Raw genomic sequence first — 13,795 nt, 5'->3', positions numbered from 1 at the left:
TTGAAATTATAGCGCTTTTCAGTCTTCTATTAATTTACTTTTTGTATAATCGCTCCAATTTATTCAAAGGAAGTTAAGAGTCATGGAGATATTAAGTCAACTATTACCGTTTATATTTTTAATTGCAATTATGTATTTTGTAATTATTCGTCCACAACAAAAAGAGGCAAAAACTAGAAAAGAGATGATAGAAGCTCTGAAAAAAGGCGATAAAGTTATTACGGGCGGCGGGCTTATAGTAGTAGTTCATAAGGTTGAAGAGAATTTTTTAAGCGTTAAAATAAACGAAGATACAATTGTAAAAATGACTAAAGATTCAGTTATTAGAAAGTACGAGGATGAAGCTTAATTATCGCGTAGTAATTTTTACACTCTCTATAGTTTTTGGTCTATTTTTCTCTGCTCCGTCACTACTTCAGATGCAAGATGGAAAAAAAATTACTCTAGGGCTTGATCTTCAAGGCGGTCTGCACATGCTTCTTGGCGTAAAAACAGACGAAGCTTTAAAATCACGTATAAAATCAATTGCGGCAAGTATTAAACATTACGGAGAGAGAAAAGATATATTGATTGATTCTCTTAGTTTTGATGAAAATAGAGTGACATTTACTCTTTTAGATAAAGATGATACAAAAACTATAAAAGAGTTTTTATCTAAAATAAATGGTTCTATCGTTGTTGTCGAAGGTGAGAAAGTTACCTTAAGTCTTAGCAAAGAAGAGATACTAAAAACACAAGAACAGGCAATTTCTCAAGCAATAGAGACAATTAGAAACAGACTTGACCAGTTTGGGTTAGCCGAACCTGTAGTTGCCCGTCAAGGCGAAGAGAAGATTCTTGTTGAATTAGCAGGTATTAAAACCGCAGAAGAAGAACAACGCGCTCGTGAGCTTATTTCACGTGCCGCAAAACTTGAGTTAATGGCTGTTGATGAAGATAGGGCAGGTAGAGTTTATAGCATGAGCGATAGTGATGCCGCATCTTATGGCGATGTTATTTTAGAAGATGCTTCAAATCCTAAAATCAAACATTTGGTTAGAGAAATTCCTATACTTGATGGAGGAATGTTAACTGATGCTCATGTTGGATTTGATCAGAATAACCGCCCTTTGATAAACTTTTCACTAAATGCAGAGGGTGCGGAGATATTCGGAGATTTTACAGGAAAGAGTGTTGGAAAAAGATTAGCAGTAGTTCTTGATGGTAAAGTTTATTCTGCTCCAAATATCAATGAGCGTATAGGCGGTGGAAGCGGACAAATTTCCGGTAACTACACTGTTATGGAAGCTAAAGATTTAGCTATTGCTCTTCGTTCAGGCTCTCTTTTGGCACCGATTTATTTAATGGAAAAACGCTCGGTAGGGCCTAGTTTAGGGGCTGATAGCATTAAAGCCAGTATGATTGCGCTTATCGGCGGATTTGTCTTAGTTATAGCGTTTATGATTGTCTATTATAGAATGGCAGGAGTTATCGCAAATATTGCTTTAATCGCAAATCTGTTTATTATTTTAGCAGTTATGAGTCTCTTCGGTGCTACTCTTACGCTTCCCGGAATGGCGGGGATAGTTCTAACTGTCGGTATGGCAGTAGATGCTAATGTTATTATTTCAGAGCGAATTCGTGAGCTTTTGCATGAAGGCGTATCTATACATAAAGCGATTGAAGACGGTTATTCAAATGCTATGCGTGCCATTCTGGACGCAAATATTACTACACTTATAGCAGCAGTCGTTTTATATGCCTATGGAACCGGTGCAATCAAAGGTTTTGCAATTACTATAAGTATAGGTATTTTAGCTTCTATGCTTACGGCAATTCTTGGAACACACGGGATTTATCAGATGTTAGAGAATAGAGTTCAAAAAAGTAAAAATAACCTTTTATGGTTTGGGATTAAGGGCTGATAATGGAATTTTTCAAATATACAAGAACCTTTAATTTTATGGGTAAGTCAAAGCTTGCAATGATTTTGTCAATAGTTATGGTTTTAGGTTCTTTTGTAGTATTGGCGACAAAAGGTCTCAATTATGGTGTTGATTTTGCCGGAGGAACGATAGTTCAAGTTAAATATAATAGTGCTGCGCCTATTGATACAATGAGAGAGAAGCTAAAGGGCAATGAAATTTTTGAGGGCGCATCGATAACAGAGTTTGGCTCAAAAGAAGAAGTTGTTATTCGTATGAGAACTACTACCGGAAATGTTACGGTAGATATAGGCGACGTAACCCGTGAGGCACTTAAAGATACCGGAGAGTTTGAGATTCGCCGTGTTGATATAGTCGGTCCAAAAGTCGGAAGCGAATTAAAAGAAAAAGGTATAATGTCTCTTTTCTTGGCTATTTTGGGAATCTTAATTTATGTTGCTTTTAGATTTGAGTGGAGATTTGCGCTAGCTTCAATTATAGCGCTTGTTCATGATATCTCTATTGCCGCAGGAGCAATTGCTTTAGTGGGTCTTGAGGTAAATCTGGATGTATTAGCTGCACTTCTTACTATTTTAGGGTATTCGTTAAATGATACTATTATAGTGTTTGACCGCATTCGTGAGGGTATAACAAAAAATAGAGATACACAATTTAGCGAGATTATTGATGATTCAATAACAAATACACTTTCAAGAACAACTCTGACATCGCTTACGACGCTTTTTGTAGTATTTACCCTTTTTATGTTCGGCGGTGAAATTATTCACGCTTTTGCATTTACTCTTTTAGTAGGTATTGTTGTAGGGACATACTCTTCAATCTTTGTAGCTTCCCCAATTTTACTAGTGCTTGGATTTGATGTGAAAAACTATCATGTAAAACTTGCCGAAAAAGCAAAAAGAGAAGCGGAAAAAGAGAGAATGAGATCTCAGTTTGAATCAGGGGTTATGTAAAGTATATTAACTTTATATTCTTTGATTAAATTAATGTAACAAGTTCTATAATCATTCCAAAAGGAGTCTATTATGAGCAACGTTACGTTAGTTATTTTCTTTCTTTTTATAGTTTTCTGGCTATATAGCATTATTTCAGTATTTACTAGCGAATTTAAAGATAAAAAGCAAAAAGTATTTTGGTCGATAGGTATAATTTTTGTCCCGTTTTTAGCTTTTTTTTATCTATTTATGAAAAAAAATTTACTTCAAAATAAGTGAGAAAAAGACTTCAGTCACTACTTAAGATACTTTTTGTATAATCTGCACAATTAATTTAAAGCTAAGGTGTCGGTATGGATTGGGGTAAGGTAATATACGTATTTTTCTCGTTGATGAGTTTAACATCAATCGCAGGCTTTTTGTATGAGCATAGTGCAGTTGCACTGTTTGTTGCGGGCAGTTTAAACTTAGTTTCTACGTTTTTAAAAATCGGTGTAAGAAATCTTCTATCTGCAGAACTTCTGGCTTCGTCTTTAGTTGCCGATTTACATCTTATACCTGCGTTTATTTACCTTGAAATTGTAGGAAATTTAGAGTGGGCTATAGCTTTAACTATAGGTGCATTAATTGCAAATCTTTTCTCTGTAGGATTGGTTTATATAGAGAGTTCAAAAAATCGTGATGAGTATTAGGAGTAATTGTTGGAATATAGTTCAAAAGCCATAGAAGCAAAGTGGCAAGAATATTGGGCAAAAAATAGAAGTTTTGAGCCTAGCGAAGATTTTACAAAAGAGAAAAAATATATTTTAAGTATGTTTCCGTTTCCTAGTGGGCGACTTCATATGGGACATGTTAGAAATTATACGCTAAGTGATGCTTTTGCTAGATATTACCGTCAGCAAGGTTTTAATGTTCTTCATCCAATCGGTTTTGACAGTTTTGGTATGCCTGCGGAAAATGCGGCTATTAAAAACGGTTCACACCCAAAAGGGTGGACTTACGACAATATAGACTACATGAAGGGTGAATTCAAGACTTTAGGGTTCTCCTTTTCAAAAGAGCGTGAACTTGCAACCAGTGATGAGCTTTATACGAAGTTCGAGCAGGGTTTTATAATAGACATGTACGAAAAAGGTCTTTTATACCGTAAAAAAGGGTTCTTAAATTGGTGTCCTCATGATCAAACTGTTTTAGCAAACGAGCAGGTGGTTGATGGTTGTTGCTGGAGATGTGATACGCCTATTGTCAAAAAAGATATGAACCAATACTACTTTAAAATTACACAATATGGCGACGAGCTTTTAGATGATTTGAAAAAGCTTGAAGGCGGTTGGCCGAAGCAAGTTCTTACTATGCAGGAGAATTGGATAGGAAAATCAAACGGTTTGGCGTTTGACTTAGCATTTGATGAAGCATCGCTTGAAAAACTAAATAACAAATTTAAAAGTTTTGATGTTTTTACTACTCGTCCCGATACAATCTACGGAGTAAGTTATACTGCTTTAGCACCTGAGCATGAGATAGTTTCTTATATGATTGAGAACAATCTTTTAGATAAAGAAGTAGTTATTAAAATAAATGAGATGAAAAATGCTTCATCTATAGATAGACAAAAAGAAAAAAGCGGTGTGCCGCTGAATTTACATGTTATTCATCCTCTAACGAAAAAATCGGTGCCTGTATGGGTAGCCAATTTTGTTCTTATGGATTACGGAAGCGGCGCCGTTATGGCTGTTCCTGCCCATGATGAGAGAGATTTTGATTTTGCCAAAAAGTATGATTTGCCTATCAATGCGGTAATAAAACCGTTTGAAGGCGAAGCAAACTGTGATAAAGCATATACTGAAATAGGAGAGTTGTTTAACTCGGAGAGTTTTAACACTCTTAACTCCAAAGATGCTCAGTCAAAGATAATAGAGTATTTTGAAGAAAAAAAGATAGGCAAAAAAACAACCAATTACAAATTAAAAGATTGGGGTGTTTCACGTCAAAGATATTGGGGTGCACCTATACCTTTTGTTCATTGTAATGATTGCGGTATCGTTATGGAGAAAAAAGAGAATCTTCCGGTTGCTCTTCCTCATGACGTGTTAATTAACGGTGAAGGAAATCCTCTTGAAAATCATACGACTTGGAAACATTGTAAATGTCCTTCTTGTGGAAAAGATGCCATCCGTGAAACGGACACCATGGATACTTTTGTTGAATCTAGCTGGTATTTTTTAAGATTTTGTGCATCGCCTAAAAACTGGGAGAACGAGGCATTTTCAGCGGAGCAGATTAAGTACTGGATGCACCAAAACGGGCATGAAGGAGTTGATCACTATATCGGTGGGATTGAACATGCAATACTGCACCTTTTGTATGCAAGATTTTTTACAAAAGTATTTCGCGATTTGGGTTATTTGGATTTTGATGAACCTTTTGAGAGACTATTGACGCAAGGTATGGTTTTAAAAGACGGTGCCAAGATGAGTAAGTCAAAGGGAAATACGGTTGATCCTGATGCATTGATTGAAAAATACGGTGCAGATACGGCAAGACTTTTTATCCTTTTTGCCGCTCCTCCGACACAAGAGCTTGAGTGGAATGACAGCGCTGTTGAAGGGGCTTACAGGTTTATAAAAAGATTTTACGAGAGAAGCTCAAACATATATAAAACGGATACTATACCTGCGATCGTTCACTCCTCTTTATCAAAAGAGGAGAAGTTTGCAAGAAAAAAAGTGTATGAAGCATTAGTTAGAGCGAACGATGTTTACGGTGAAAAATATACTTTCAACACTATGATAGCCGGTGTTATGGAAGCTATGAATGCGTTAAATCTGCAAGCAAACAGTGATGTTTGGAGTGAAGCTTATTGGATTTTAACATCAATAATGGAACCTGTAATCCCACATACATGTTGGGAGATAAGCAGTAAATATTTTTCTCTTAACAACCTTAGAGTACAAAAAGTTATAGAAGAAGTTTTTGTTGAAGATACAATTACTTTAGGCGTCTCTATTAACGGAAAGAGAAGATGCGAGATAGAGGTTGCCTCTGACGAATCGGATGAAAATATTATATCTATTGCTAAAGAGAGTGCTTCAAAATGGCTTGAAGGAAAGAATATAATAAAAGAGATTGTAGTTCCTAAGAAGTTAGTTAATTTAGTAATTAAGGATTAGTGTTGAAATTTTTTGCAAACTCTAAAACTCTTTTGTCGCTTCTTTTTATTGTTTTAACTATAAGCGGCTGCGGTTATAAGCCAAGTGCCAAGTTTGCTCGAAGCGTAGTAGGAGAGAAAATAAGCACAAGCGTTATTATCTCATCTGAAGATCCGCAAAATACGGTTTCAATGAAAGATACAATTGACAGAGCTGTTTTGGAAGTATTTCAAGCATCTCTTGTAGATAAGTCGATATCTGATACACATCTAGTTATCAAGATTGCTTCGCTTTCATATTCGCCTATCGTTTATGATGAGAACGGGTATGTGACGGCCTATCGAATGAGTGTTGCTTTAAATATTGTAAGAAATACTAGGAATCTATCCAAAACATATATGACAAGAGGTTTTCATGACTTTTCGGTAGTTCCAAATGCTATTGTTACGGATAAAGATAGATTTGAAGCTATTGATTTTGCTGCACAAAGAGCTATTAAATCTTTTGTAGCTCAAGTTTCTGCCGAGGGAGCTAGAGTTAAATAAGGAGATATTATGAATATCCAAATGATTATTAAAAATGCCGTTAAAAGATTAGAGTTAGAAGGTAAACTTCTAACGCCCGATTTTTATACAGAAGCTTTTTGCAAAGAATCTGCAAAAGCCGGTTTTAATGTAGAAGACTGCTCAAAACTCGATAAATTTACTCTTATGTTAAATAAAGAGTTTCAAAATGAGTTAAAAAAATATCATATAAAAACAATTTCAGAACTAGCACACTTTTTAATATCAAAATTAAATAGAACCAATCCTTCTCACTGTTCAAATTTATTGGAATCACAAACAGTTTTTACAAAAAGAGTACTTCAGGTAATAGAGGTTCTTCATAACAAAGAAGCAACAGAGCTGGCAAAAAAGAGTATTGATTTGTTAAGCAGAGAAGCATCTGTTGCGGAGATTGATCAGTATAGACAGTTATGGATAAATTTTATAACTACATACGATGATACATTTTTGAATAAATTAAAGGCTCTTGGAGAAATCGACGGTAGCGACTTAAAAAGAAGTGTGCAAAACTTGAATCTGGTAAGAATGTGCAATGAATCCCTAAGTACGCTTGAACTCTCTACAATTGCATCACTTTTAGTATCGTCTCTTGTTCCTTCTATTGCTTCTAGCGTAAATGAAAAAATAGCAGATATTAGCCATAAAATTAAAAGTAATCCTGCGATTTTAGAGAGTTCAACTATTGAAGATGAGATTAAATCGGCAATATTACTAAGAATAGCACTTGATAAACAGAGCGTTAAAGAGATGATTGAATCTATTGACGGAGTACTTGACAAGCTCTCAATTAGACTAATCGAGATGATAGAAAGCTCAGATAATTCAACGGTAGAGATTCAAAAGATAAAAAAAGAGCTTGAGAGTTATAACGAGCAAAGCGATGAAAATTCAAATGCAATTTTTGGAGTTGCTCATAAAAAGCTATACACTATAGCCGTGGCATTGGAAGAAAATACTCAAGCATTAACAAAAGATTTAAAGAAACATAGCAGTGAAGTTAAAATATTAAGCAAGAAAATAGAGAGTTTAGAAGAAGAGCTTGAGCGTGCTAAAGAGCAATCAAAAGAAGATTTTTTAACTAAAATATATAACAAACGTGCATTAGATGAGTTTATGAATGTAAAAGAGGCAGAGTTTGAGAGATATGAACGTAATTTTTCTATTGTATTTTTTGACCTTGATTATTTTAAATCGATAAATGATACATACGGGCATGATGCTGGCGATGCAGTCCTTTTTGCTTTTGCCAAAATACTCAAAAATGAAGCAAGAAGTGTTGACATAGTCGGAAGATTCGGTGGCGAGGAGTTTATGGCTATTTTAGGCGAGACCGATACCAATGGCGGAGTTGCATTTGCACAAAAGGTAAGGCAAAAGTTAAAAAAAGCTCGTTTGATGTATAAAGAAGAAAGGATAGAACTAACCGTTAGCTGCGGAGTGAGCGATAGAAAATCAAATTTTTCACTTCAAGGTCTAATAAAATCTGCAGATGAAGTCCTCTATAAAGCAAAAAAAGAGGGCAGAGACATGGTTGAATATAAGTGAGATTAAAACAATATTTAGAAGCAAAACCGCTATATTATGAGAAGATAGACTATACGCGTATGCCGCGAATATATGAGAAAATAAAATCTTCTCTAAGCACTCCTAAAATTGTACATGTAATCGGAACAAACGGCAAAGGGACGACAGGTCGTTTTTTAGCAAATGCTCTTTACTCTATCGGATTTGATACGGGACACTACACGTCGCCGCATATTTTAGAGTTTAATGAAAGAGTATGGATAAACGGCTCAAATGCAACTGATTTGGAGTTAGAAAATGCTCATCAAGAGCTTCAAAAAATTTTAACATGTGATGATGCCGAGTCTCTTAGTTACTTTGAATATACAACACTTTTGGCAATAATAATTTTTAGAGAGTGCGAGTATGTGGTTATGGAAGCAGGACTTGGCGGAGAGCATGATGCGACAAGCGTATTTCCAAAATGCTTAACGCTTGTAACACCCATAGGCTATGACCATGAAGCTTTTTTAGGCTCAAATATTGAGCAAATTGCTACAACTAAGCTAAATGCAATTCAAAACAGCGCCATAATTGCCGCTCAAAGTTATCCTGAAGTTTATAGAGTTGCAGAACAAATTGCTTCACAAAGAGCTTTAAATATTTATAGAGTAGATGAATTTATAAAAGATTTAGACAGAGAAAAAATCAATCAGATAGCAAATAGATTGGCACTTGTTCCATACCTTAAAGATAATTTAACTCTAGGCATAGCTGCACTCAATTTTCTAAAAATAAAATACGAAACTAATGATTTTAAAAACCCGCCTCTCTTTGGAAGGCTTAGCAAAATAAGTGAAAATATAATAGTTGACGTCGGTCATAATGTATTGGCGGCACAAGGCATTGTAAAAGCACTAGAGGGAGATAAATATATAATTATTTACAACAGTTATAAAGATAAAAACTATAAAGAAATTTTATCAATTTTAAAACCTATTATTTTACATGTAGAGATTATAACTATAAATGAGCAAAGAGTTGAATCTATAGAAACTATTAAAAGCACTTTAAAGAACTTAAAGATAGAATATAACATATTTAAAGAGATAAAGCCCGAGTTTAAATATCTGGTTTTTGGCTCTTTTAGCGTTGTTGAGAGATTTTTAAGAGAGCATTATGAATAATCACTTCACGATAACTATAAATGATGATAACGGTGTTAGACAGTTTAATCTTCATCAGATTATGAAAAAAGCGATACTGTATGTTATTTTCTTTGGCGGTGCCGTAACGCTTATAGCCGTTGGAACTATTTTATATTTAAATTATGCAGTTGATGCAATAGAACAAAAACGCCAAACTATGCAAAAAGCGTACATGTTGCAAAAAGAGAAAAATCAAGCACTAGATGATAGTATAAAGCAGACACATCTTTCACTTATAGAAAAAAAGAAAAAGCTAGATGAAGTGTCACAAACACTTTCTGAAATAGAGACGCTCATCGGACTAGCGCCGCAAGAAGAGATGACGTTAGAGCAAAGAGCAGATATAACAAAATTAAATTCCGAACATATGGCTACGCTTATGCAGTTTATTCCAAGCGGCTCTCCCGTAGAATATAACGGAGTCACAAGTGGTTTTGGTTACAGAATACATCCGACACTAAATACCAATGAATTTCATGCAGGAGTTGATTTAAAAGCGTCTATGAATACTTCTGTGTATGCGACTGCTGATGGAATAGTTGAGTGGTCAGGTTTGCACCAAAAAAGCGGATACGGTAATCTTATAATTCTTCAGCACAACTACGGTTTTAGATCCTATTTTGGACATCTGAATAAAATTCTCGTAGAGTCAGGCAAGTTTGTAAAAAAAGGTGATTTGATTGCCTATACCGGAAATACTGGAATGAGTAGCGGTCCGCATCTTCATTATGAAATCAGATTTGTTCAAAGAGCAGTTGATTCTCTCGGGTTTGTACAGTGGAGTGTTAAAAACTATAAAGATATATTTAAAAAGGAGAAACAGATACCATGGCAATCTTTAATAAACGCGACAGCGCACATAAAAGTACCACAACCGACACAAACACTACCATCATCACAGTTGGCTCTACAATCACAGGAGAGATGAATCTATCATGTAATCTTTATGTTGATGGAGAGTTTGAGGGAACTATACACTCTAGCAAAGAGGTAAATATAGGTAAAAACGGGCATATAAAGGGTGATGTTTTTACAACTAGAATGGTAGTTCAAGGCTACATAGAGGGTACGATAAACGCTAAAAAAGTTGAGATTAAAGCAATGGGTAGGGTAAACGGTACTATAGAATCTTCCGAGCTGGTTATAGAGGCAAAAGGTATTTTTGAAGGTAAAAGCATTGTCAAAAATGTATCTGAACTACCGAAAAAACCGTCGTTTGGCACTAAGAATCTAGCAGATATTTTAAAAGATGAAAATAAGCAAGAGGTGAAAGTATCATAGTCCTTTCTTACATAAATTAATGTCGCAAAATATACTTTTTCAATATTATAAAACTGCAAAAAATGCAGATTTGGAAGTTTTGATTTGTCAAGACTCAAAAGAGGCTTATGAGCTAGAGAGCGTAGCAAAGTTTTTTAAAAAAGATGTTCTGGTTTTTCCTGATTTTAGAGCAACGTTTGGCGATGATTTAAGAGTTTACAAGGAGGAAATTCATCAACTTTTCTCTGTTTTAAGAAAATACTATGCTCTTAAAAAAAAGCCGCTTATAATATCACCTCTAAAGACACTTCTGTTTCATATGCCAAAAGAGAGTTTGTTAAGCTCCACGACTTTAGAATTCGGTTCAAAAATAGAGTTAAAAAAATTTCAAGAACAGATGCTTTTTTGGGGTTACAGCTTTGTAGATATGGTTCAAGTGGAGGGGGAAATCTCCTTTCGCGGTGACATCATAGATATATTTCCGCCATCATCGGCAATGCCTCTTAGGATTTCACTATTTGATGATGAAATAGAACAGATAAAATATTTTGAACTAGAATCGCAAAGAACGCAAAAAGATGAACTTGAGAGCGTAGAAATAACACCGGCTTTTTACTCACTAAATGAAGATGAGTTCAATAGTTTAAATGCTAAAATTGCCAAAAGCGAATTTAACTCTTTGGTTAAAGATATTGCTTCTTTGGGACTTTGGCACCTTGATGAGAGCGCGGCGAATTTTTTAGACGGTAAAAATGCGAGACTAATCAGAAATTTAGACACTGCTTTAATAGACGCTTATGCGCTCAACAAACCGACACTTTCACGAGGAGATTTTAATCTCGAAATTTTGCTCTCAAGTGATGAGTTTAAAGAGTTGGCGGTTACTGATATTCATACTCTAGTAAAAGTACACAAAGATAAAAAAATAACGGTTATCGCATCTAATGAAGCGGTTTTCAAACAAGCCGGATTATTTGAACTTAAAAATATAACGCAAATTTATGCTCCATATATCTTAAATATTATTACCAAAGATGAGCTTGTGATTTCTCTTAACAAGCCAGATAAAGTAAGACGCAGAAGAAAAAGCTCAATTTTACTTGATGATTTAAAAGCCGGTGATTACGTAGTACATGAAGATTACGGTGTCGGTATCTTTGAGAGTATTGAAAAGACTGAAATTTTAGGCGGTATTAAAGATTTTATAGTCATTAAGTATGTGGGCGATGACAAGATTCTGCTTCCCGTTGAAAACTTAGATGTCATAGACCGCTATATTGCTTCAGGCGGTTCGGTTCCTGTTCTTGATAAACTTGGAAAGGGAAGTTTCGGAAAGTTAAAAGAGAGCGTCAAAAAACGTCTTATGGAGATAGCGGGTCAAATAGTAAACACTGCAGCCGCAAGAGAGCTAATAAAAGCACCAAAAATAAGTGTAAATATGAGTGATTTAAGAGAGTTTCAAAAATTATCGGGATTTGATTATACGCAAGACCAAATTCAATCTATTGATGAGATAATTGCCCAAATGAGTTCAGGTCACATTATGGACAGACTCCTTAGCGGTGATGTCGGTTTTGGAAAGACCGAAGTTGCCATGAATACCATTTTTGCAGCTTATAAATCAGGTTTTCAATCAGCTCTAATCGTTCCTACTACGCTTCTTTCTGCTCAGCACTATCGTTCACTACATGATAGATTTGATGCTCTTGGCATAAAATGCTCAAAACTTGACAGGTTTGTAAGCGCAAAAGATAAGAAAAACATTATCTCTGCACTCGCTTCGGGAGATTTGGATGTCGTTGTAGGGACGCATACTCTTTTTGATTTGGATTTTAAAAATTTGGGTGTTGTTATAATCGATGAAGAGCATAAGTTTGGAGTAAAACAAAAAGAGAGAATAAAAGAACTTTACCATAACGTGCATCTTCTTTCCATGAGTGCTACGCCTATTCCACGCTCCCTAAATCAGGCTCTTAGCTCTATAAAAACTATGTCGCAACTTCTAACGCCGCCTAGTGAGAGAGAAGCGGTTAGAACATTTGTAAAAGAGTATGATGAAAAATTGATAAAAGAGGTAATTCTTAGAGAGATTAGACGCGGCGGGCAGATATTTTACGTGCATAATTCGATAGACCATATGCCTATAAAGTTAGGCGAATTAAAAGCGATACTTCCATCGCTTAGAGTAGTTATGCTTCACTCAAAAATCTCTGCATCAGATACGGAAAAAGAGCTTTTAAAATTTGAGGCGGGAGAGTATGACCTTATGCTTGCAACCTCCATCATAGAATCAGGAATCCATATGCCTCGCGTAAATACCATCATAGTTGACGGTGCGGATAGATTTGGAATGGCAGATTTGCATCAGCTTCGCGGAAGGGTTGGGCGAGGAAGAATTGAAGGTTTTGCATATTTTATCGTTGAAAACAAAGATAACCTAACCGATGAAGCAAAAAAAAGGCTCTTAGCTCTTGAATCAAACTCATTTTTGGGAAGCGGTTCTGTTCTTGCATATCACGATTTGGAAATAAGAGGCGGTGGAAATCTTGTCGGAGATGCTCAAAGCGGACATATAAAAAATATTGGCTATTCGCTCTATCTAAGACTACTAGAAGATGCTATAAAACTTCTTAGTAATCAAGCACAAAGCGAAAAACTCAAAGTTGATATAAAACTTACTGTCTCGGCTTTTATATCAGATGAAGTCGTAAAAGAGGACAGACTTCGACTAGACATCTACAGACGCCTTTCGTCATGTGAGACACCGTTAGAGATATATGAGATACAAGAAGAGGTAATAGACAGATTTGGAGAGATAGATACTCCTACAAAACAGTTTTTTGAACTGATGGTTATAAAACTTTTAAGTTTGGGAAAAAAGATAAAAAGTGTTTCAAATTATGGACAAAACATCACGTTTTCTTATGTTGATGAGAAAAAAGAGAGTATAAAGTCCGAATCAAAAGATGATGACGATATTATAAAATCGGTGCTGAAGTATTTAAGAGCTTAATGAGTTAACGGAATAAAAATTTAAGATTTAATAGTAAAAATATTACAATTTGCAATATTTTTAAATTATGAAAATTTATTTTTGTAATATACCTCTAAATCATATTGTAGATATATAATGACATATTTTATATCTTATTTTAAAAAATTTAGGCATAAAATAAACCTTGCCTTGTTGTAATGTTTATTAATAATCAATATGAATTTAGATAAAATCAAGTAATTAAATAGGAGGAG

The 13,795-nt window shown here is 35.0% G+C and carries 12 protein-coding genes; all 12 read left to right on the top strand.

The features are described from left to right. Window positions 1-82 precede the first annotated feature (82 nt). The 12 genes from yajC to A2530_RS04925 all read left to right on the top strand — a co-directional run bounded on the left by yajC (window position 83) and on the right by A2530_RS04925 (window position 13,559). Window positions 83-349 carry a preprotein translocase subunit YajC gene (gene yajC / locus A2530_RS04980; protein ID WP_294886199.1) on the top strand — a complete coding sequence of 89 codons (267 nt, stop codon included), beginning with the start codon at window positions 83-85 and terminating at the stop codon, window positions 347-349. Next, on the top strand, window positions 339-1,904 hold the full coding sequence (gene secD, locus A2530_RS04975; RefSeq protein WP_294886197.1) for a protein translocase subunit SecD: 1,566 nt from the start codon (window positions 339-341) through the stop codon (window positions 1,902-1,904). Before yajC ends, secD begins: the two co-directional genes overlap by 11 nt. A gap of 2 nt (window positions 1,905-1,906) precedes the next feature. Continuing rightward, entirely contained in the window at window positions 1,907-2,878 is a 972-nt protein-coding gene (secF, locus tag A2530_RS04970; RefSeq protein WP_294886195.1) for a protein translocase subunit SecF, read from the top strand. A gap of 72 nt (window positions 2,879-2,950) precedes the next feature. Then, window positions 2,951-3,139, top strand: coding sequence for a PLDc N-terminal domain-containing protein (locus tag A2530_RS04965; RefSeq protein ID WP_294886193.1), 189 nt, complete (start codon window positions 2,951-2,953; stop codon window positions 3,137-3,139). A 74-nt stretch (window positions 3,140-3,213) separates the two neighbouring features. Continuing rightward, window positions 3,214-3,552 carry a DUF6394 family protein gene (locus A2530_RS04960; protein ID WP_294886192.1) on the top strand — a complete coding sequence of 113 codons (339 nt, stop codon included), beginning with the start codon at window positions 3,214-3,216 and terminating at the stop codon, window positions 3,550-3,552. Window positions 3,553-3,561: 9 nt separating this feature from the next. Next, window positions 3,562-6,030 (top strand): leucine--tRNA ligase, encoded by a 2,469-nt coding sequence (gene leuS / locus A2530_RS04955; protein ID WP_294886190.1) that lies wholly within the window; start codon window positions 3,562-3,564, stop codon window positions 6,028-6,030. 2 nt (window positions 6,031-6,032) lie between these two features. Continuing rightward, on the top strand, window positions 6,033-6,554 hold the full coding sequence (gene lptE / locus A2530_RS04950) for an LPS assembly lipoprotein LptE (RefSeq protein WP_294886188.1): 522 nt from the start codon (window positions 6,033-6,035) through the stop codon (window positions 6,552-6,554). Window positions 6,555-6,563: 9 nt separating this feature from the next. After that, a complete protein-coding gene (locus tag A2530_RS04945) occupies window positions 6,564-8,120 on the top strand; it encodes a GGDEF domain-containing protein (RefSeq protein ID WP_294886187.1) in 1,557 nt (518 codons plus the stop codon). Continuing rightward, window positions 8,117-9,265: a bifunctional folylpolyglutamate synthase/dihydrofolate synthase gene (locus A2530_RS04940; RefSeq protein WP_294886186.1), complete on the top strand. Its 1,149-nt coding sequence runs from the start codon at window positions 8,117-8,119 to the stop codon at window positions 9,263-9,265. The genes A2530_RS04945 and A2530_RS04940 overlap by 4 nt, the downstream gene beginning before the upstream one ends. Further along, on the top strand, window positions 9,258-10,214 hold the full coding sequence (locus A2530_RS04935; protein WP_294886184.1) for a M23 family metallopeptidase: 957 nt from the start codon (window positions 9,258-9,260) through the stop codon (window positions 10,212-10,214). The genes A2530_RS04940 and A2530_RS04935 overlap by 8 nt, the downstream gene beginning before the upstream one ends. Further along, the gene (locus tag A2530_RS04930) at window positions 10,211-10,567 is read left to right on the top strand and encodes a polymer-forming cytoskeletal protein (RefSeq protein WP_294886183.1); all 357 of its coding nucleotides are present in this window, start codon (window positions 10,211-10,213) and stop codon (window positions 10,565-10,567) included. The genes A2530_RS04935 and A2530_RS04930 overlap by 4 nt, the downstream gene beginning before the upstream one ends. 19 nt (window positions 10,568-10,586) lie before the next feature. Beyond that, entirely contained in the window at window positions 10,587-13,559 is a 2,973-nt protein-coding gene (locus A2530_RS04925; RefSeq protein ID WP_294886181.1) for a DEAD/DEAH box helicase, read from the top strand. Window positions 13,560-13,795: the final 236 nt, after the last annotated feature.

The organism is Sulfurimonas sp. RIFOXYD2_FULL_34_21, from assembly GCF_001830805.1.
Classification (GTDB): domain Bacteria; phylum Campylobacterota; class Campylobacteria; order Campylobacterales; family Sulfurimonadaceae; genus Sulfurimonas.
This window is presented reverse-complemented; position numbering and strand designations above follow the sequence as displayed.